The following is a 19155-nucleotide window of genomic DNA, read 5'->3' as shown; positions in this document are numbered from 1 at the left end:
CCCCCTTATTTCTGTACCTGTAACTGTTCAAGCGCTTTTTCTAGTGTCACCATATCCTGAATGCTTATCGTCCGTACCTTGCGATCAACCTTCTTAACCAATCCGGATAATACCGTACCTGGTCCAATCTCGATAAACAAGTCAACGCCTTCATCCAGCATAAAGCGTACACTATCTTCCCACAGTACCGGAGAAGCGACTTGCTTAATCAAGGAGGCCTTAATTTCTTCTTTCGCCTGTACAACATTCGCAGATACGTTAGCTACTACCGCCACCCCGGCATCTTGAATCATATATTCGTCGAGCTTACGAGAAAGCTTCTCCGCTGCCGGTTCCATCAGCATAGAATGAAACGGGCCGCTTACATTTAACGGAATGACTCGCTTAGCACCGTTGGCTTTTGCCACGTCCCCTGCCTGTGCTACCCCTTCCGCACTGCCGGAAATAACGATCTGTCCTGGGCAATTCAGATTGGCAAGCTGTACAGGATAGCCTGCTTCTGTAGTGCTTTGGCATATTTCTGTCAAAGCTTCACGATCCATGCCCATAACAGCAGACATGGCCCCCTGTCCCGCAGGCACAGCTTCTTCCATATATCGTCCGCGTGAACGTACAATTTGTACAGCATCCGCAAATGATAATGCCCCCGCCGCCACTAACGCTGAATATTCACCCAGGCTATGACCGGCAACATAATCGGGAGTCACGCTCGCTTTCTCTTTCAGCACGTTAAGTATAGCGATGCTGTCCGTCAGAATAGCTGGCTGCGTGTTAGCCGTCAAGCGCAATGTATCTTCCGGTCCCTCAAAGCAGAGAGCGGATAGTGAAACGCCTAGCGCTTGATCCGCTTCATCAAACACCGCCTTCGCAGCCGATTCCTGCTCGTATAAATCCGCCCCCATACCTACATATTGCGATCCCTGCCCGGGAAAAATGAACGCGATCTTGCCCATTATTCCCCCTCCTTTTTTTCCTTGGTCGACCATTTTATAACCGAGGCTCCCCATGTTAAACCGCCGCCAAACCCTACAAGCACTAGCGTATCTCCATCTTTGATCCGCCCTTCGCTAACCGCTTCGTCGAGCGCGACCGGGATCGATGCAGATGACATATTGCCGTAACGGTTCAGGTTCACGACTACCTTGTCATACGGCAGGCCTAAACGTTTGACCGCCGAATCAATAATGCGAAGGTTCGCCTGATGCGGCACTAGGAAGTCGACATCCTCTTTTGTAATGCCAGCTTTTAGAAGTGCCTGGTCAGATGCAGTATTCATAGCCCGAACCGCAAACTTGAATACTTCTCCGCCTGCCATGTGAATGTAATTCTCAGGGCTGCCCGGCTTTACTTTCGGAACCGGAATACGCGATCCCCCTGCTTCAAGCTTCAACAGTTCTGCACCGCCGCCATCTGCTCCCAATTCAAAGGATAGAAACCCATTTCCTTCCTCCACAGGACCGATAACAGCCGCACCCGCTCCATCGCCAAAAAGCACACATGTACTGCGATCGGACCAATCAACAATTTTGGAGAGCGACTCTACGCCAATGACCAGTGCGTAACGGTATGTTCCACTGGAAACAAATTGCGCTGCAACAGATGCACCGTATAAAAACCCGGAGCATGCGGCAGATAAATCAAATGCAGCTGCACGTTTGGCTCCTAGCTTTTCCTGTATAATGCACGCCGTAGATGGAAAGAACATATCCGGGGTAACTGTCGCCACAATGATAAGGTCGACTTGTTCAGCAGCAATACCGGCTTTCTCCAGCGCCTGCCGCGCGGCGGCCGCTGCCATATCAGAAGATGTTTCATCCGGGCGAGAGATTCTTCTCTCTTTAATCCCTGTGCGGGATACAATCCATTCATCTGATGTTTCCACCATCTTCTCCAGATCGGCATTCGTTAACACTTTCTCCGGCAAATAACGCCCCGTCGCCAAAATGCCTGCTGTCCGACTTGTCTTAAACATGGTTATCCCCGCTTTCTCCTTGAATTTCTCGCGCGATAAGACTGTTTACGTCCTGCTCTACAAATTTCTTTGCTTGCTTGATAGCGGTATAAATAGCACGCGCATTAGAAGAACCGTGCGCTTTGATACACGTACCCTGTACCCCCATAAGCAACGCTCCGCCATATTCTGCATAATCCATCTTCATTTTCATGCGCCTAAGTCCCGGACGCAACATCATCGCCGCTAATTGGCTAGTAACTGTACGTGTAAACTCTTCTTTCATGACAGACATCATCGTCTTCGCCATGCCTTCCATCGTCTTAAGTAGAATATTTCCGGAAAATCCGTCACAAACGACAACGTCACATACATGCTCCATTACATCTCTTGCTTCCACATTGCCAACAAAGTTTAGCGAACTTTCCTGTAGCAAGCCATACGTTTCTTTCGTCAGGTCATTCCCTTTTCTTTCTTCTGTGCCTACATTAAGCAAACCAATACGAGGTGATTTTACACCCATCACTTTTTCAGCATATATACTTCCCATAATTGCATACTGCAACAAATTTCTCGGATGAGCATCCATATTAGCACCGGCATCAAGAATCATCGCGCCCCCAGTGTCTATCGTCGGCACAATCGGGCTTAACGCTGGACGGTCAATGCCTTTAATACGACCGGTAATCAAAAGGGCCGCTGTCATAAATGCACCGGTATTACCAGCGGAGATAATAACATCCGCTTCTTTATTTTTCACCATGGTTACGCCGACCACAAGTGATGAATCGCGTTTTCTTCGCACCGCTTTCACCGGTTCTTCGTCGGCTTCAATAATCTCGCTTGCATGTCTAATCTCAATGTTTTTTGGCGCCTGCGCTAGCATGGGTGCAAGTCTTGCTTCATCACCCACAAGCACGAGACGGATGTCAGGCATCTCTCGCGCCGCTTCAATAGCGCCTTCAACATTCGAGGCGGGAGCCAAGTCTCCCCCCATCGCATCTATTGCAATAATCATACTTCCTCCTGTTTGCGGCCGGTCTGCGCGTCAAAGTCCCTCATGCGGAATACGCGAAACGTGCCGCTGAATACGAGCTCATCCTGCACTCTCGTCTCCACCCGTACTTTGCTCTGATCACCCTTTGTCTCGCGGACAGCGGCCTTGGCCACTAGCCTTTCGCCGAGACGTACCGGACGGATGTAGCGGATTCGCGCTGCGGCCGTTAGAACAACGTCCGCATCAATGACCGCGACAGCCAGCGAATTGGCCTGAGCAAATATATGATGCCCGCGGGCAATCTGCGTTCGAGAAAAAATGTGTTCCTCCATAATCTCAAGTAGGGAAATCCCCGAACGGTCCAGCTCGATATCAAGCAATTCCCCTACCATTTCTTCCAGCGGAAGCGACTTTACTTCATCCAGGGACTTTTTAGCCACACTCTTAATACGCTCCCGCACCTCCGGAATGCCGAGTTCCAAACGGTCGAGGCGAATGGTCTGGATGCTGACGCCAAAATGCGCGGCAAGCTCTTCGTCCGTATAGAATGGACTTACCGCAAGCAAATTGTGCAGTGCTTCCTGGCGAGCTTTCTTCGCAAGGCGAGCCATCCTACTTCACCACCTATAGTCTTTCCACATGCTCAGCCGTTCTTATTACCAGCTACTAATAGCAGTATATAGAAATTTTTTTGAAATAACAACGTTCTTTTTTGATTTTTGCCATGTTAATTTCTCGCGTCAAAAAACAAATTCCTGCTTCTACAGAAAACTAGTCAATATTCGGTAAAAACAGACATAAGTAATACAATTTCATTTTTGCTTAATACATCGAAAAACAAAAGGAGGCAGAATGGTATCATCCATCCTGCCTCCTGTGCGTTTGAAATTAAGCGTTATTCACAACCTGGTTTCCTTTGTATGTGCCGCAGCTTTTGCATACGCGGTGAGCCAGCTTCATTTCGCCGCACTCAGGGCATTTTACCATGCCCGGCACTTCCAGTTTGAAGTGAGTCCGACGCTTATTTTTGCGAGTTTTTGAAGTCCGTCTTTGAGGTACTGCCATTTATCCCACCCCCTTCACAAGATTACAGTCAAAGCATCTATTTGATGGGACAAGTTATCCATCAAAACACAACAATCATCATACCTGATTTTCAGGTAAATGAAAAGCTTTTATTTGTCTAGCTTTCCAAAAAGTTCACCCAGCACAGCAAGACGCGGGTCGATCCGCTCCACTACGCAACCACAGCTTTTCTCATTGCGGTTTGCACCGCATTCCGGGCATAGCCCTTTACAATCCTCATTGCATATGAGCGTGTGTGGCAACGATAACAGCACAGCTGCCTCCAAGTATGGTGTTATATCAATCTCGTCATCTTCAAGCGGATGAATCTCCATCTCCTCGTCCACTTCAAACTCGATTTGATTTTCATCCATAAACGTTTCCTTAATCGCTACATCATAACGGTACGGAAACTTAACCAAACAACGGGCACATTCCATCGTCAGTTCCCCCGATATCCGGCCTTCGACGATAAATAAACCCGAAGTCGCATACGCTTCCCCGGTAAAGCGGGCAGGCTCCGCCGAGATAAGTTGCTGGTGCTTTCGCCCAAGGTTCAACTTCACCGTCTCATCAATCGGAAGCGTGCCGCCTCGCAGTTGAAGCAGCTGATTTTTCTTCAATTTCATACATACGCCACCTCGTTTCGAGCAACAAAAATTATTATACTTTTCCCAGAATAATATGTCAAGGAAACAATATTGACACCTTATTTATTTAACATGATATTTATTCATAATTGCCTTTGTTTTCCCTCATGCTTTATCATGGAAACAAACCAATCGCAAAGGAAGAACCATATGAAAACAGTTGGAATTGTGGTCGAATACAACCCCTTGCATAATGGACATACATACCATTTCACCGAAGCTAAAAAGCAAACTGCCTCAGACGCGGTCGTCGCCGTGATGAGCGGACACTTCCTGCAGCGTGGCGAGCCTGCCATTGTAAACAAATGGGCTCGCGCGGAAATGGCTCTCCATATGGGTGTAGACCTCGTGTTGGAAATTCCATTCGTCTATGCTACACAGAACGCTGAGCAATTCGCTTTCGGATCTATCGCCACTCTGCATGCCACCGGAATAGTGGATGAAGTATGCTTCGGCTCGGAGAGCGGCGACATCGCCTGGATTGAAAAACTTGCCGCCGTACTGGCGGAGGAACCATTGGCTTTTCAGGAAGCTCTGCACAAAGGGCTGGCTCAAGGCTGGAGCTATCCTGCCGCATACGGAGCAGCCATTCAGGCTCTATTCCCTTCTCCGGCGGCTGATGCGTTGCAGGATTATGCAGCGGAACCGAACAATATTCTCGGTTTGAACTATTGCCTGGCATTGCACCGTCTGCAAAGCCCGATGCGTCCCACCACCATCAAACGCCAAAAAGCCGGTTATCACCAGGAGACTGTCACAGATCAACACATCGCAAGCGCTACTGCTCTGCGAAAATTAATTGTCGACCATGCTAACGACGGCCTTCATACCATTCGCCCTTATGTTCCGCCGAGCACGTTTGAAATATTGCAGGCAGAGAAAACAGCCGGCCGCTTCCCCTTAACATGGGAACGCTTCTACCCGTACCTTCAACATCAATTGCTCACTCGCTGGCCGGGAGAACTTACCGCTATTCATGAAATGAATGAAGGTATTGAACACCGCATCTTACAGGCGCTGCCTCGGTCTACCTCGTTTGATGATCTGGTAGAGACGGTAAAAACAAAACGCTACACCTGGGCCCGGATACAACGGCTGCTCCTATATAGTATGCTCAACCTGACACGCAGCAAAATGGCTGCAATAAATGTAAAACAGGGCCCCGCCTATATTCGCGTATTGGGTTTCAACCGGACCGGGCAGCATTTATTAAAAAGGATGAAGAAAACAAGTTCATTGCCCGTTATTACTCGCATCGCGAAAGATAAACACCCGATGCTTATGCTTGATGTCCAGGCCGGAGCGCTGTACGCGCTAGGATTACCTGAAACGTTGCGCCAAAATGAAATGCAGCGGGAATATTGGCAACCTCCGCTGCATCTTGATCATGCTTGATTTTATTTTCCATTCTTCGGCGGAAGACCTTCCAAATATTTTATAGCGTCATCCACCGTACGTACCGGCACAATTTTCATTTTGGTGCCAAGCTTTTCCGCCTCGGCTTTTGCATCTTCATAATTGGAACGTTGCTTGCTGCCTGCTGGAACAGAATTATCTGGCGCAAAAAAGATATCGGCTTTCATTTTATCCGAAGCCCGTACTTTGTGTTCGATTCCGCCAATCGGACCGACTGTTCCTTTTGCGCCGATCGTGCCTGTTCCAGCAACACGGTAGCCTTTTGTCAAATCACCTGGTGTCAACTGGTTTAGAATTTCTAATGTAAACATCATCCCGGCAGATGGGCCACCTATATTTTCAGATGAAATTGTTACCCGTTTAGGCAGCTCAATTTCCCTTTTCGTTACCGGGCCTTCCGGGTTCGGATAAGCAATGCCGATGCCGGCCCTTGCTTCTTTCTCACCCGGTACTTTCGGGAAAGCTTTTAGCGTAATTTCCGCCTTGCGCGTCTTGCCGTCCCGGTCATACGTGAGCGTAACTGTCTCTCCGGCTTTCTTTCCTTTAAGCGAGTTCAGCAGTTGCTGGGCATTTGTAATCTTTGTCTCATCTACCTTCGTAATCACATCTCCGATTTTCAGGTAGTTCTTTGCCGGCATATCTGGTACGAGAAAGACGACATTTGCTCCCTTTTCTTTGATCTTCACAGGCAATCCTGCTTTGCGAAACGCAACAATCATCGCATTCTCCTGCGAGTTTGTCATCTCTTGTAACTCGCGAAGATTATACTGCTCGTCCGTTTCATGCGGACTGTGGATTGCGCTTTCCTTTACAAGCTCAGAATACGGATCGGCCTTTGCATACAAATAACCTAATACGTTCGCTTTACCCATCCGTACCGTAGTTAGCATGAGAACGCCCTTTTCGTCCTTATGTCCACCCTGGACAGTCACCATGGGCTGAAGCTCGATTGCCGATCCCGGACGGATAATATAATAGCCTGTCGGGCTCAGCGCAACGGCGAGTAACGCTACTGCAATAAGTGCAGCAGCAATAAAAGGTGCGAATCTGCTCTTAAAAAAATGTCGGCGTCGAGTCATGCGTGCCTCCTCCAATCTTCCATCTTCTCCTGTATATGCGGTATCATTAATCGTGCCGCCTTTCTGCCTTCTTCAATAATTATGTCAATATTCGTAAACGAAGTGGAACTGAAGCGTCCGACATCCGGTCGAATCATTACATCCGCGTGTATCGTACGATGGAGGAATATTTCCCTCTCCATTACATCGATAGTCTGAAAAATAACATCAAAAAATGTACGCACCGGGCTGTTGGAAGGAGCCAGCGATACGTCGACCCCGATGGTCAACTCCGAACCCATCGTACGAACAAGCTCAATCGGCACCCGATCCACAACCCCCCCATCCACCAACAGTTTATTACCCAGTTTATACGGTACAAAAATGCCCGGTATGGAGACGCTTGCGCGTACCGCTTCATGAATTGGCCCTTCTGTAAACACTACTCTTTCTCCTGAAGCCAGATCAGTAGCGACAATGGAAATCGGGCGTTCCAGTTCTTCTATGTTCTTGCTACGAGTTAGTAGCTTCACAATATGGCGCAACTTCTCTCCCGTAACAAAGCCCATACCGGGAACGCAAAGATCCAGCCAATGCTTTCGCTTTAGATTAATAGCAAGCTTCTCCATCATCTGTGGCGTAAATCCACATGCATACAGTGATGCAATAAGACTTCCCATGCTGCTGCCTGATAAATAGGCAGGCATGATACCATGCTCTTCAAGTATTTCCAGTACGCCGATGTGCGCAAAACCGCGCGCGCCGCCTGCGCCTAAAGCCAATCCGATGTGCGGCATACTTCTCCCCCCGATTTTTGTTTTCCTTTCGCTTACGCTATTGTCCTGCAGTCAGGTCTATTTTGTCTCCTTGTCCCGTACATATAAGGATAGGCCCTGTCTGTCCCGGCAGGATAACAGCGCCCTACACAAGAGAATAAGGAGAAATGCTTATGCGTGCCATAAAGCCATACGTGATTACTATTCTGTTCGCCGTCTGCTCCTTCGTATTGGCGGCAAGTCTGGTGCTATTCCCAGATACGTCGTTTTTGGCGGCGCTAAGAGGGCTGAAAATCTGGTGGGATGTTGTCTTCCCTGCATTGCTTCCATTTTTCATTACATCGGAAATACTTCTTGGACTTGGTTTGGCCCACTTTATGGGAATATTACTCGAACCGCTCATGCGTCCTATCTTTAATATTCCTGGTCCCGGCTCTTTCGTTTGGACAATGGGCTTCGCTTCCGGGTATCCCATCAGCGCCAAGCTAACCGTTCGTTTACGCGAACAAAAGCTGATCTCTCAGGCTGAGGGTGAACGCCTTGTATCTTATACTACGACGGCTGATCCCGTTTTTATTACTGGAGCGGTGGCAATCGGCTTTTTTAGCAATGCTAAAGTAGGCCTCATACTGCTCATCTGTCATTATACGACAGCCATTCTTGTCGGATTCATTATGGCCCGCCATAATCGAAATGGGGAACGTACACCTTACTTGCCTGATACATCCCGCTCGACTTTATATCGAGCGTTGACCGCAATGCACCATGCCCGCCTGCAGGATGGCCGGGCATTCGGCAAACTGATGGGTGATGCCGTGATGACCTCCCTGCATACACAGCTTTTACTTGGCGGTTTTATACTGTTTTTTTCCGTGTTGCTTGATTTATTTACGAAGTTGAAAGTGATTGCACTGCTGTCGGTGTTGCTTGGCAATGTACTATCTTTTTTCGGTTATCCGGTTGAAGCTGCACAGGCATTCATCTATGGGTTATTTGAGGTAACGCTCGGAGCTAAGGAATCAAGCGAGCTATTCGTCTCCCTTTCCCCGGCATTCGTTATGGCGACCGCAAGTGCCATACTTGCCTGGGGAGGATTATCCGTGCACGCCCAGGTAGCGAGCATGCTTGCAGAAACAGACATACGTTACCGTCCCTTCCTGTTCGCACGTCTTTGCCATGCCGCTTTTGCATTCTTGTTCACTTACACCATCGGTGCATTTTTGTATGGCAAATTGCAGAATACCGCGCAAAGTGCGCTTCCTGTATGGCTCTCATACGATCCGACACGAGATTCGCTCTGGACGCTTTCCTCTTCATGGCAAGCACTCTCGCTTCTAGTATGTGCCGGAACACTCCTATTCACTATCATATCGGTACGTATCGGTGCCTGGCTTACTGAAAAATAGTGAAAAAAACACGCCTGTTGATTATCCATAAGGTAGAAGAAAGAAGGTGCACGCATCGCAAGCTTTTCAGTAGTACAATCGAAAGAAAGTAGATGTCGCTTTCTTATCCATCATCGAAAAAACCCCGTACTAGCGGGGTTCTCCAAATTTTTCACGCAGCGCTTTTTCTACCACGGGCGGTACAAGGCTACTAACATCGGCGCCATATTTACCGACTTCTTTCACGATGCTGGAGCTCAAAAAGGAATACTGGTTGTTAGTCATCATGAAGAATGTCTCAATTTTGTTATCTAACAGACGATTGATGGATGCCATCTGCATCTCATATTCGAAGTCCGATACGGCGCGCAACCCTTTAATAATGGCTCTGGCGCCTTTTTCGTGCATATACTCCACAAGCAGACCTGTAAACGTATCCACTTCGACATTCGGCATATCCTTTGTTACTTCACGTAAAAGCTCCAGCCTTTCTTCAATCGTAAACACTGGGTTTGTTTTATTACGGTTGATGAGTACAGCCACAATGACTTTGTCGAATACTTTTGTTCCTCGTTGAATGATATCAAGGTGTCCGTATGTAACCGGGTCGAAGCTTCCTGGACATACTGCAATGCTCAATAGTACCCCTCCTTCTCGCTATCCTTCGTTTCGATAAACTGTAATCATTGTCTGTCCGTATGTTACTTCTCTTATTTTATCCACACTGCCAATCTGATTACATAACTCATCCTTTACATCATGCTCAGCTACAATCATGGCATTTGGTGCAAGCAAGCCATGATCAACCATAATGGCGATTTGGCTTTCGATCTTCTGTTCGGCATATGGGGGATCAAGAAATACGATATTGAACATAAGCTCTCTTTTTTTCAGCGCGTTAAGAGCCCGGTTTGCGTCGTTACGATACACTTCTGCCTTCTCATTCATCTCCGTAGAACTCAGGTTCTGCTGAACAATTCCGATCGCCTTGCGGTTTGCATCAACAAAAATACATTTCTCCGCTCCGCGACTCAATGCCTCAATGCCGAGTCCTCCCGTTCCTGCATATAAATCAAGAACCAGTCCTCCGTCAAAATAAGGACCGATCATATTAAAAATGGACTCCTTCACTTTATCCACTGTCGGACGCGTGCCCTTTCCTGGCACGGCCTGTAGCGGATGTCCTTTTTTTGAGCCTGCTACCACTCGCATCATTTCCACTCCACTGTTATCCGTTTTTAAACGTCGTTAGTATATCATAAACCAATATTTCGGTAAATAATTAGAACGCTTTCTTACATCTCATGTATATTATGGACAATCTCCGTCCAAAATAAGGGTAGCGGCACGGATATTCCGTGTTGCCGACAACCGCGGAGAAGACTTACGTTTCCCCATAAGCTCTTCCTCCGGTTTCTCCTCTCCCATTATGCAGGCCAGGCGCATCGCGTTTGGCGTGCCCGTCCGGTTTGTTGCCGGGCGGTTTTTTTTTGCTTTTCGCTCATAGAATATGATGATAAGATTAAAAACAATAAAGGAGGGGTGAAAGCAACCGTGAATGGATTTATTGATCAAATCACCCGGTCCGTGCTCGAATTTGAACACTGGGAGATGTACTTGCGCCTTTCATTAAGCGCCATCTTCGGATTTTTTATCGGGCTAGAGCGTACGAGCCGCTCTAAACCTGCCGGCATTAAAACATATACATTCGTAACTGTGGCTTCTACATTATTAACACTTGTCTCTATTCATACTGTCGATAGATATTCCCTACCCGGCCGTACGATGATGGACCCGATGCGCCTAACCGCACAAATTGTCAGCGGACTCGGCTTTCTTGGCGCGGGCCTTATCATTCAGCGCGGCCGTTCTGTCAAGGGGCTTACATCGGCAGCTATGGTATTCTTCTCTGGAGGCATCGGTATTGCAATAGGTGCTGGCTATTATGGTATGACTGCATTTACTATGTTTTTGATGTATGCTGTACTGCGCATCGGCCACCGGCTGGAACATTCTCCTCGCTGGTTCAACCAGACTGACGACCCGGACGAAGAAATAGAGATTGACAAGCGGAAGGAAAAAAAGCCCTAATCTTTAATTTTCTCCAAAAAATACTCATCCCGCTTCAAGTAATGACGCAACGGGGCATATTCAGGACCGACCCAGAACGAAGGTTGACTAATCAGGTCAGCCGCCTCCTGGCGTGCCACTTCAAGCATACGGTAGTCCTGTACAACATCGGCAATTTTAAATTCCGGCAACCCGCTCTGCTTTGTACCAAAGAAATCTCCAGGTCCGCGCAGTTCAAGGTCGCGGCGCGCCACTTCAAAACCATCATTCGTCTCTGTCATAATCCGCATCCGCTCTTTGCCGACTTCCGATTTCGGGTCGGCAATAAGGATGCAATACGATTGTTCCGCTCCCCGTCCAACACGTCCACGTAATTGGTGCAGCTGGGCCAGCCCGAAGCGTTCGGCATCGTAGATGACCATTACCGATGCATTCGGCACGTTCACCCCGACTTCTACTACCGTCGTGGAAACAAGGATTTGTACTTCTCCACCGCTGAATCTCTGCATAACTTCGTCCTTTTCTTTTGAAGGCAGACGTCCATGCATTAATCCTACATTGTATCTCCCGGCAAAGTAATGACTAAGCTGCGCGTGAACATCCATCGCATTCTGTAAATCAAGTTTCTCCGACTCCTCAATAAGCGGCGAAATGACATAAGCCTGGCGACCTTTGTCTAACTCCTTGCTTATAAATGCCAAAATGCGATCCAGCATATCATGCTTAACCCAGTACGTCTCTACCGGCTTGCGACCCGCAGGCAGTTCGTCAATTGTCGATACGTCCATATCCCCAAACGCCGTAATAGCCAGCGTACGTGGAATCGGCGTTGCGGTCATGAACAGTACATCCGGATGCATGCCCTTTTCGCGCAAAATACGGCGCTGTTCGACCCCAAACCGGTGTTGCTCATCGGTAATAACGAGCCCCAAATTCCGGAAATACACATCTTCCTGAATAAGTGCATGTGTACCGACAACAATGTGAATAAGACCGGATTGTAATCCTGCCAGAATATCACGGCGTTGTCGTATCGTCGCACTGCCTGAAAGAAGGGCAAGCTCTATACCGTACGGTGTAAGCAAGTCCTGCAGCGTCGTATAATGCTGCTCAGCCAGAATTTCCGTAGGCACCATTAATGCACCTTGATAGCCTGCTGTAATAGTCGCGTATAACGCAATAGCAGCCACCACTGTTTTCCCGGATCCTACATCCCCCTGTAGCAAGCGATTCATCCTGTATTCAGCTTGCATATCACCCAGAATTTCTTTGACGACCCTCTCCTGTGCACCCGTTAACGGAAACGGCAGCCCTCGGATAAATTCCTGTACCTGTGAAAGCAATATATTCTGCGTCATTCCGTCGCTTGCCCTTCGGTTCACTGCATGATATGCATGCAGCTTCAATTGAAACAAAAATAATTCCTCAAATGCCAAGCGGCGGCGTCCCTGTTTGCCGCCTGCTACACTATCCGGGAAGTGTATATTCCGGATAGCTTCTGCCCGAGGAGCCAGCTTGTATTTTTGTACTAAATACGATGGCAAAATCTCTTCCACTTTGTCTCCATAGTCCTTAAGCGCATCAGCTACCCAGCGACGCATTTGCTTTACCTGAACATTGGCATTGGTCGAATATACCGGCTGAATTGACCCTTCCTGTGGTGTTTTCTTGTTGCTATCAAGAAAATGATGCTCGCTTACAGTCATCTGAAGTCGCGCTCTCTCGAATTTCCCGGATAGCATAATCTCACGGCCAGCACGCAGTTGCTGTTTAAGGAACTGGCGGTTAAACCAAATCGCGGTTACCACTACCCTGTCCACCACGATTTTTACAGTAAGACGTGACTTCTTCTTACCGTAAAACCGAACAACCGGTTCTCCATATACCGTTCCTATAATTGTAATCTTCTCCCCGTCTTCCACTTCACTCAAATCACGCACTCGATAGTCTTCATAACGGTATGGAAAATGCTCTAGCAAGTCCTGCACCGTATGAATATCGAGCGAGGCCAGGTCAAGCGCTCTTTCTGCCCCGATTCCTTTCATTGCGGTAACAGGTTGCTGTAATTGATTACTCACTGCTCTCGTCTCCTTATAAGAAAAACTTACGGGCGTAGCCGCCAATCCAGTTCAGTTCTCCCTTCGCGTCATGCACCTTGCACGTTTTTCAAATAATACGATTGGACAAAACATGTATATGGCTTTCTGCTTTATGGCGACATACATATTCTTATCCCTTAACAAAACATTCCTATCTCATCCGAGATAGGAATGTCTATATACATCTGATTTGATAAAGCGACACATTTTTGTGGTGGAAGGTAAGAAAAAAGGAAGGGCGGTGGGCGGGCGGAAAAAGACAGCTGGCCTTTCTTCTGCTGGAGCGCAGGGCGCATCCACCCTCTTCTTTCTTCCGAATCTCCTCCTTTCAACCACGCTGCTCTGTCAAAATATCAAGTGTAATTTATATATACGATCGTACTAGACTTTATACAGCATGACAGCCAGCAATCCCGGGCCGCCATATGTGCCAATGACTGGACCGAGTTCGGTCACGACAATATCTTCTGTTATATTTAATGTTTCTGCAACCCGCACCTTCAGTGCCTCTGCCTCCTCATGGCTAGTGGCATGGACAACCGAAGCGACTACCGGCTCACCGGCAGCGTATTCATTAATCAGATCCACGATGCGGCCCACCGCTTTTTTCTTGCCGCGCACTTTTTCTACCGCAGCTACTTCTCCTGCCTCATCAAACGTCAAAATCGGTTTTACATTCAAAAGAGAACCGAGTACAGCGGAAGCCTTGCCAATACGTCCACCCTTTTGCAAATACATAAGCGTATCCATCACGAAAAACGCCTTGTGATTGGCGATAAGTCGCTGTGTCAAATCAAGGCAATACTGTAGTCCATTGCCCACGCGTGCTGCCCGCGCTACCGCCACTACAATGGCTCCTAGCGCATACGATGCCGTCCGGCTATCAATTGCGTGCACGTTGATTTTTTCCCTTACCATATCTTTTGCCAGATTGGCTGTCTGATATGTACCGCTCAATGCACTTGATAGATGAATGGAAATAACTTCGCCATCCTCTTCTCTGGCAGCCAGCGATTCATACACATCGACGAAATCAGCTGGTGAAGGCTGAGAAGTGCGAGGCAGCTTGTCCGCTTGTGCAAGCTTCTCGTAGAATTCACCAGTAGACAGTGTCACACCATCCAAATAGGTCATATCCCCAATATGCACTTTCAACGGAACAATATGAATATCTAATTCGGCAGCCAATTCTTTTGGAATATCAGCCGTACTATCTGTTACAATATAAAGTTTCATAATGAACTCGCCCCCTTTCTAATGTGCGGTTTACTCGACTGCAATGATGAACGGGTAGAGGGATTGTCCTCCGTCATGCACCTCCACTTCATAAGCGTCATACAAGGATGCAAGCCGTTTCTCGAGCTCCTTCATATCCTCGCCCTTGACATCCGTGCCATAAATAAGCGTGATCAATTCGTCCTCTTCACCGACCATTTCCGTAATGAGCCGAAGCGCCGTTTCATATGGATCCCGCCCTGATACAACAATGTTACTATCGAAAATTCCGATGAAATCGCCTTCTTTAATAACAATCTCATTCAATGTCGTATCCCGAACAGCATATGTGACAAGACCTGTTTTTACGTAGCCTAGCGCCTCACTCATACGTTCACGATTTGTCTCCAGCTGCTCATCTGCTGAGAAAGCAAGCAACGAAGACATGCCTTGTGGAATACTTGTAGATGGAATAACCGCTACTTGAACCCCTGCAAGATCGGCAGCCTGTTGAGCAGCCATGACTATATTTTTATTATTGGGCAGAATGATCACCCGTTCCGCATCCGCCTCTTCAATAGCATGCATGAACTGTTCCGTACTCGGATTCATTGTCTGACCGCCTTCGATAATTATCTGAACGCCCAGACTTCTAAAAATTTTGGCGATTCCCTTCCCGCTTGCTACAGAGATAATCGCGTACAGTTTGCTTGCTTTCTTCGGCTCGGACGAAGCGGAAACCCTCTCAAGATCATCATCCGGTTTCTGTGCCTGAGCTATCTGTTTCGTTTCCTGTCGACGCAGTACTTCTTCATGTTGAAGGCGCATATTTTCAATTTTAATTCGATCAAGAGCGCCATAGCGATGTGCAAACGACAACACGTCTCCCGGTTCTTCGGCATGAATATGGACTTTCACCAAGTCGTCATCCGCAACGACAAGCAGCGAATCCCCATAGCTGCCGATCCGCTCCTGAAACTCCTGTTGCAAAAACGGCGTGTCAGGCTTCAAATGCACCATAAATTCCGTACAATATCCGTATTGAATATTCGTCTGGTCAATGACATGGTGCATTTCCTCATGCGCTTCGCCGAACAGTGAGGTACCTCCTGCCACAACCGACTCGGCTTCCATTTCTGGTTTGTCAAAAGTAACGTCGGCTTTTACCGCGCTCAAAAACCCCTCGTAAATATAGACGAGACCTTGACCACCCGAATCAACGACACCAACCTCCTTCAGTACCGGAAGCTGGTTTGGCGTATTAGCCAAAGCTTGTCTGGCCGCTTCTACCAGCGTCTCGATGACGTCTTCAACAGAACAACTGCGTGCCGCTTTACGTGCAGCTGCCGCAGCTTCCCGTGCGACAGTCAGAATCGTTCCTTCTACTGGTTTCATAACCGCTTTGTAGGCCATCTCGACTCCCTGCTGAAATGCCTCGGCCAGCCGGTAGCTATCCGCCTCGGACACACCCGAAAGCCCTTTGGCAAACCCTCGGAAAAGCTGTGATAGAATTACTCCTGAATTGCCCCGTGCCCCCATTAATAGGCCGCGGGAAAATATGGCCGAAATTTTTTCGACTGTCTTCTCCTGCGACTTTTCTAGCTCAGTCACGCCTGAAGTAAACGTTAAATTCATATTGGTTCCCGTATCGCCATCCGGCACCGGAAATACATTGAGCGCATCTACCTTTTTGACATGTTGCGTCAGACGCTCTGCGCCCGCTTTATACATTTGACGAAGAGCTTGTCCCGTCAATGTGTTGCTTCTCACGTATGGTTTCCTCCCTTATCCCCTAGGAGCTCATCTCTCCACGAACACCTTGCACATATATGTTCACTTCATCTACAGTTAAACCTAGCGTTTTATCTAAAGCGTATTTCACACGTTCCTGTACGCTATGGGCAACCTCGGAAATTCTTGTTCCATAACTCACGATGATATACAAATCGATAACAGTCTGATTATTTTCATCCCGCACTTCCACACCGCGTGATAGGTTTTCGCGGCGTAGAATGTCGGCGATGCCGTCCTTCATCGTACGGCGCGACGACATACCGACCAACCCATAGCATTCCATGGCAACTGCTCCGGCAAACGTGGCGATAACTTCTGTATCTATCTCGATTTTCCCGAGTTCCGTGCTAATTTGAACGCTCATTTCCCTGCCTCCTCTTTTCCATTGCTGCAAACCGTAGATGCCTAAACCCTTCATTATTTTACTATAAAGGAATTTGTTTTGAAAGAAGGTCTCCCTCTCATGTAAAGGGTAAATTCTTGACAGATCTCTTGCTTTTGCTATAACCGTATGATATCATACTTGAGTATGTAAAGAGAGTCATCTCGATTGACTGCATCTCAGGGAGGTGGAATAGAATGGCACGTGTATGTTACGTAACTGGTAAACGGTCAAAAACCGGCAACAAGCGCAGCCACTCCAACCGTGCAAACAAACGCACATGGGGCGTAAATGTACAAAAAGTACGCATCCTGGTGGATGGTAAACCGAAGCGCGTATACGTAAGCACTAAAGCATTGAAATCCGGTTTAGTTGAGCGCGTATAATAAAAGATAAAAAAAGCACCCGCTTTGTGGTGCTTTTTTTACGTCTTATGCCGCCTCATCGCTTTCCCCCGCCAAGAATTGCGCGAATCAATCCTCCTAAAAACTTTGGTAGCTTAATCGTATAAAAACGCATGATGACCCCTCCCATATTCAGGTACATTTTAGTATATTCACCTGCGTTTACTATATACATCCGACTTGATAAATCGACATACTCTTATAGTGAGAGGTAAGAAAAGAAGGAGAAACTCAGAGGCTGGAAAAAACGAGGAAGCACGCCTGCATGTGCACCTTCTTTCTTCCATCTTATGCATAATCAACGGACGTGGTACAAATGTCGAAATATCAAGCACGATTTATATATGTATATCTTCCTAGGGGAAACTAATGAAGAAAGATGAACGTTCACTCGTTCTAGATTATGTGAATTACAGCAAAAATATGAACATCAAAAAAGAAAGAAGTTAAGAATAAAAGTTGGGCATGCTAAAGGTATTTATTCCTTAAGGCATGCACCCGTACCTGTAAGATTCGCGCCCCCAATATTTACTCCTGTAAAATCAGCATCATGTAAATCAAGACCCTCTAAATTACAATTTCTTATATCCTTATTTACTACCTTTTGCGGGTCAATCTTTGCACCTGTATCTTTCAGATTAGCCCCTGCAATATAAACATCCGTAAAGTCAACATTTTTTAAATCAAGGCCTTCCAAGGTCACATTCACTAATGTTAAATCACTGATTTTTTGTGGATCTATTATTGCTTTTGTATTAAAAAAATTGCTTCCTTGTATGCTTACCCCTTGAAAATCAATATTTGTTAACAAAACATTTTCTAAATTACACTCAACCAAAATTTTGGGCGGAAAAAAATCTGGATGAATGACTGCATTTCGCAAAGTAACAAATCTTAATTCGGCATTCCTAAAATCAATATCTGTTAAGTCCATCCCTGCCAAATCCAATTCATAAAGCAATTCATTATTTTTAATTAAATTCCATACTTGTGCTTTTTGTATTTTTTTCAATTACGTCCTTTACTCCTTTCATACAAATTGTAAAAAACAGCTTCTCCATTTCTATAGAAGCTGTTTTTATTCATAAATCCGAATTATTGATTAAACTTGCCGTTTTCCCATATTAATGTTTGACTACCTTGAAAAGCCGTTCCACCACCGTCAGCAATTGCTACAATTGTAGCTTCAAATTTAACATAATTGTTTTTAACATGTCCTTTGCCAACAGATAATGAACCCATGCTTACTGATTCTGCAGAGCTTATTAGCTTTTGAGTAACAACAGATGGTCTAGTATATTTATTTCCATTTTTATCGTATGCATTAATTGTGACAGTAATTGTTACGGGTTCAAATATAATATTGTTAGCAGTTTTCGCATTACAAATAACATTTGTTGAATTTTGTTCTCCTTTTAAAACAAGTGTACCAGAAGCATACATTGGTTGAACATCTGAATGCTCCTGAACAGGTGTGTTGTCTTGAGCAAATATACTTGTTGGTAACAAAACACACAGAAGACTTAAAATAAGCAATACTTTCTTAAAAATATACAACATGGTAATCCCCCATTCGCCCACCGTCCTTCCTTCTTTTCTTACCTCTCACCACAAAAACGTGTCGATTTATCCAATCAGATGTATACAATCAAGGATGTTGATTATCCAGTATGATCCAGAGTGGATCGTCACCACACCGTGCCCCAAACGGGCGTCGGTTCGGCCCTAGCGCCACGCGGCCGTGTCTCTTTCTCGTGAGAAAGACGAGGGAACATGCCGACGCGTGTACCTTCTTTCTTCCCTCCCTTATGAATAGTCAACAGGTGTGGTATATAATAAAAAAATTCCCATCTTCACAAAGGGGACTGACCCCATAGAGTGAGACAAATAAAA

Annotated in this window: 21 protein-coding genes; 4 read left to right on the top strand and 17 right to left on the bottom strand. The window is 46.7% G+C overall.

Features of this window, described 5'->3' with window-relative positions; all coding sequences use genetic code 11:
• Positions 1-5: 5 nt before the first annotated feature.
• The 6 genes from fabD to HMPREF0083_RS11110 form a co-directional block, all read right to left on the bottom strand.
• Positions 6-953 carry an ACP S-malonyltransferase gene (fabD, locus tag HMPREF0083_RS11135; protein WP_040302405.1) on the bottom strand — a complete coding sequence of 316 codons (948 nt, stop codon included), beginning with the start codon at positions 951-953 and terminating at the stop codon, positions 6-8.
• Positions 953-1972 (bottom strand): beta-ketoacyl-ACP synthase III, encoded by a 1020-nt coding sequence (locus HMPREF0083_RS11130; RefSeq protein WP_021621453.1) that lies wholly within the window; start codon positions 1970-1972, stop codon positions 953-955. The genes fabD and HMPREF0083_RS11130 overlap by 1 nt, the downstream gene beginning before the upstream one ends.
• Positions 1965-2969, bottom strand: coding sequence for a phosphate acyltransferase PlsX (plsX, locus tag HMPREF0083_RS11125; RefSeq protein ID WP_021621452.1), 1005 nt, complete (start codon positions 2967-2969; stop codon positions 1965-1967). The genes HMPREF0083_RS11130 and plsX overlap by 8 nt, the downstream gene beginning before the upstream one ends.
• Positions 2966-3559, bottom strand: coding sequence for a transcription factor FapR (gene fapR / locus HMPREF0083_RS11120; RefSeq protein WP_021621451.1), 594 nt, complete (start codon positions 3557-3559; stop codon positions 2966-2968). Before fapR ends, plsX begins: the two co-directional genes overlap by 4 nt.
• Positions 3560-3836: 277 nt before the next feature.
• Complete coding sequence (rpmF, locus tag HMPREF0083_RS27200; protein ID WP_043066021.1) at positions 3837-4013, bottom strand: 50S ribosomal protein L32; 177 nt, start codon at positions 4011-4013, stop codon at positions 3837-3839.
• Between the two features lie 110 nt (positions 4014-4123).
• Entirely contained in the window at positions 4124-4642 is a 519-nt protein-coding gene (locus HMPREF0083_RS11110; RefSeq protein ID WP_021621449.1) for a YceD family protein, read from the bottom strand.
• Positions 4643-4813: 171 nt separating this feature from the next.
• On the opposite strand from HMPREF0083_RS11110, the gene HMPREF0083_RS11105 reads away from it, so the two are divergent.
• Complete coding sequence (locus tag HMPREF0083_RS11105; protein WP_040302404.1) at positions 4814-6058, top strand: nucleotidyltransferase; 1245 nt, start codon at positions 4814-4816, stop codon at positions 6056-6058.
• 2 nt (positions 6059-6060) lie between these two features.
• Here the strand turns inward: HMPREF0083_RS11105 and HMPREF0083_RS11100 are convergent, their stop codons facing one another.
• Positions 6061-7158 (bottom strand): SepM family pheromone-processing serine protease, encoded by a 1098-nt coding sequence (locus HMPREF0083_RS11100; protein WP_021621447.1) that lies wholly within the window; start codon positions 7156-7158, stop codon positions 6061-6063.
• Entirely contained in the window at positions 7155-7934 is a 780-nt protein-coding gene (locus HMPREF0083_RS11095; protein ID WP_021621446.1) for a patatin-like phospholipase family protein, read from the bottom strand. Before HMPREF0083_RS11095 ends, HMPREF0083_RS11100 begins: the two co-directional genes overlap by 4 nt.
• 152 nt (positions 7935-8086) lie before the next feature.
• On the opposite strand from HMPREF0083_RS11095, the gene ylbJ reads away from it, so the two are divergent.
• Positions 8087-9319, top strand: coding sequence for a sporulation integral membrane protein YlbJ (gene ylbJ / locus HMPREF0083_RS11090; RefSeq protein ID WP_040302402.1), 1233 nt, complete (start codon positions 8087-8089; stop codon positions 9317-9319).
• 129 nt (positions 9320-9448) lie between these two features.
• On the opposite strand, the gene coaD is transcribed toward ylbJ, so the two are convergent.
• Positions 9449-9937, bottom strand: coding sequence for a pantetheine-phosphate adenylyltransferase (gene coaD, locus HMPREF0083_RS11085; protein ID WP_021621444.1), 489 nt, complete (start codon positions 9935-9937; stop codon positions 9449-9451).
• An 18-nt stretch (positions 9938-9955) separates the two neighbouring features.
• Entirely contained in the window at positions 9956-10519 is a 564-nt protein-coding gene (gene rsmD / locus HMPREF0083_RS11080) for a 16S rRNA (guanine(966)-N(2))-methyltransferase RsmD (protein ID WP_370950591.1), read from the bottom strand.
• Positions 10520-10840: 321 nt separating this feature from the next.
• Here rsmD and HMPREF0083_RS11070 point away from each other — a divergent pair, with 321 nt between their 5' ends.
• Positions 10841-11389 carry an MgtC/SapB family protein gene (locus HMPREF0083_RS11070; RefSeq protein WP_021621442.1) on the top strand — a complete coding sequence of 183 codons (549 nt, stop codon included), beginning with the start codon at positions 10841-10843 and terminating at the stop codon, positions 11387-11389.
• On the opposite strand, the gene recG is transcribed toward HMPREF0083_RS11070, so the two are convergent.
• The 4 genes from recG to HMPREF0083_RS11050 form a co-directional block, all read right to left on the bottom strand.
• Positions 11386-13446, bottom strand: a complete 2061-nt coding sequence (gene recG, locus HMPREF0083_RS11065) for an ATP-dependent DNA helicase RecG (protein WP_040302396.1) — start codon at positions 13444-13446, stop codon at positions 11386-11388. The genes HMPREF0083_RS11070 and recG overlap by 4 nt on opposite strands.
• A 402-nt stretch (positions 13447-13848) precedes the next feature.
• Positions 13849-14703 (bottom strand): DegV family protein, encoded by an 855-nt coding sequence (locus tag HMPREF0083_RS11060; protein WP_021621439.1) that lies wholly within the window; start codon positions 14701-14703, stop codon positions 13849-13851.
• Between the two features lie 30 nt (positions 14704-14733).
• Positions 14734-16452, bottom strand: coding sequence for a DAK2 domain-containing protein (locus HMPREF0083_RS11055; RefSeq protein WP_327849004.1), 1719 nt, complete (start codon positions 16450-16452; stop codon positions 14734-14736).
• Positions 16453-16474: 22 nt separating this feature from the next.
• A complete protein-coding gene (locus HMPREF0083_RS11050; protein WP_040302394.1) occupies positions 16475-16840 on the bottom strand; it encodes an Asp23/Gls24 family envelope stress response protein in 366 nt (121 codons plus the stop codon).
• A 215-nt stretch (positions 16841-17055) separates the two neighbouring features.
• Between HMPREF0083_RS11050 and rpmB the strand changes: the two genes are divergently transcribed.
• Positions 17056-17244, top strand: coding sequence for a 50S ribosomal protein L28 (rpmB, locus tag HMPREF0083_RS11045; RefSeq protein ID WP_021621436.1), 189 nt, complete (start codon positions 17056-17058; stop codon positions 17242-17244).
• Positions 17245-17299: 55 nt separating this feature from the next.
• Here the strand turns inward: rpmB and spoVM are convergent, their stop codons facing one another.
• The 3 genes from spoVM to HMPREF0083_RS11030 form a co-directional block, all read right to left on the bottom strand.
• Positions 17300-17377: a stage V sporulation protein SpoVM gene (spoVM, locus tag HMPREF0083_RS28015; protein ID WP_139188865.1), complete on the bottom strand. Its 78-nt coding sequence runs from the start codon at positions 17375-17377 to the stop codon at positions 17300-17302.
• Positions 17378-17740: 363 nt separating this feature from the next.
• The gene (locus HMPREF0083_RS11035) at positions 17741-18274 is read right to left on the bottom strand and encodes a pentapeptide repeat-containing protein (protein WP_021621433.1); all 534 of its coding nucleotides are present in this window, start codon (positions 18272-18274) and stop codon (positions 17741-17743) included.
• Positions 18275-18357: 83 nt separating this feature from the next.
• Positions 18358-18843 carry a hypothetical protein gene (locus HMPREF0083_RS11030; RefSeq protein ID WP_021621432.1) on the bottom strand — a complete coding sequence of 162 codons (486 nt, stop codon included), beginning with the start codon at positions 18841-18843 and terminating at the stop codon, positions 18358-18360.
• Between the last annotated feature and the right edge of the window lie 312 nt (positions 18844-19155).

This window comes from Aneurinibacillus aneurinilyticus ATCC 12856, from assembly GCF_000466385.1.
GTDB classification, from domain to species: Bacteria; Bacillota; Bacilli; order Aneurinibacillales; family Aneurinibacillaceae; genus Aneurinibacillus; species Aneurinibacillus aneurinilyticus.
The sequence above is the reverse complement of the archived record's forward strand: the minus strand, read 5'-3'. Positions and strand labels throughout refer to the sequence as shown.

Excerpts from the sequence above, each read along its gene's own strand:
- ylbJ (WP_040302402.1), top strand. The coding sequence starts at position 8,087 with ATGCGTGCCATAAAGCCATACGTGATTACTATTCTGTTCGCCGTCTGC.
- HMPREF0083_RS11130 (WP_021621453.1), bottom strand. The coding sequence starts at position 1,972 with ATGTTTAAGACAAGTCGGACAGCAGGCATTTTGGCGACGGGGCGTTAT.
- fapR (WP_021621451.1), bottom strand. The coding sequence starts at position 3,559 with ATGGCTCGCCTTGCGAAGAAAGCTCGCCAGGAAGCACTGCACAATTTG.
- spoVM (WP_139188865.1), bottom strand. The coding sequence starts at position 17,377 with ATGCGTTTTTATACGATTAAGCTACCAAAGTTTTTAGGAGGATTGATT.
- fabD (WP_040302405.1), bottom strand. The coding sequence starts at position 953 with ATGGGCAAGATCGCGTTCATTTTTCCCGGGCAGGGATCGCAATATGTA.
- plsX (WP_021621452.1), bottom strand. The coding sequence starts at position 2,969 with ATGATTATTGCAATAGATGCGATGGGGGGAGACTTGGCTCCCGCCTCG.
- HMPREF0083_RS11050 (WP_040302394.1), bottom strand. The coding sequence starts at position 16,840 with ATGAGCGTTCAAATTAGCACGGAACTCGGGAAAATCGAGATAGATACA.
- HMPREF0083_RS11110 (WP_021621449.1), bottom strand. The coding sequence starts at position 4,642 with ATGAAATTGAAGAAAAATCAGCTGCTTCAACTGCGAGGCGGCACGCTT.
- HMPREF0083_RS11105 (WP_040302404.1), top strand. The coding sequence starts at position 4,814 with ATGAAAACAGTTGGAATTGTGGTCGAATACAACCCCTTGCATAATGGA.
- rpmF (WP_043066021.1), bottom strand. The coding sequence starts at position 4,013 with ATGGCAGTACCTCAAAGACGGACTTCAAAAACTCGCAAAAATAAGCGT.
- HMPREF0083_RS11095 (WP_021621446.1), bottom strand. The coding sequence starts at position 7,934 with ATGCCGCACATCGGATTGGCTTTAGGCGCAGGCGGCGCGCGCGGTTTT.
- rpmB (WP_021621436.1), top strand. The coding sequence starts at position 17,056 with ATGGCACGTGTATGTTACGTAACTGGTAAACGGTCAAAAACCGGCAAC.
- HMPREF0083_RS11100 (WP_021621447.1), bottom strand. The coding sequence starts at position 7,158 with ATGACTCGACGCCGACATTTTTTTAAGAGCAGATTCGCACCTTTTATT.
- HMPREF0083_RS11060 (WP_021621439.1), bottom strand. The coding sequence starts at position 14,703 with ATGAAACTTTATATTGTAACAGATAGTACGGCTGATATTCCAAAAGAA.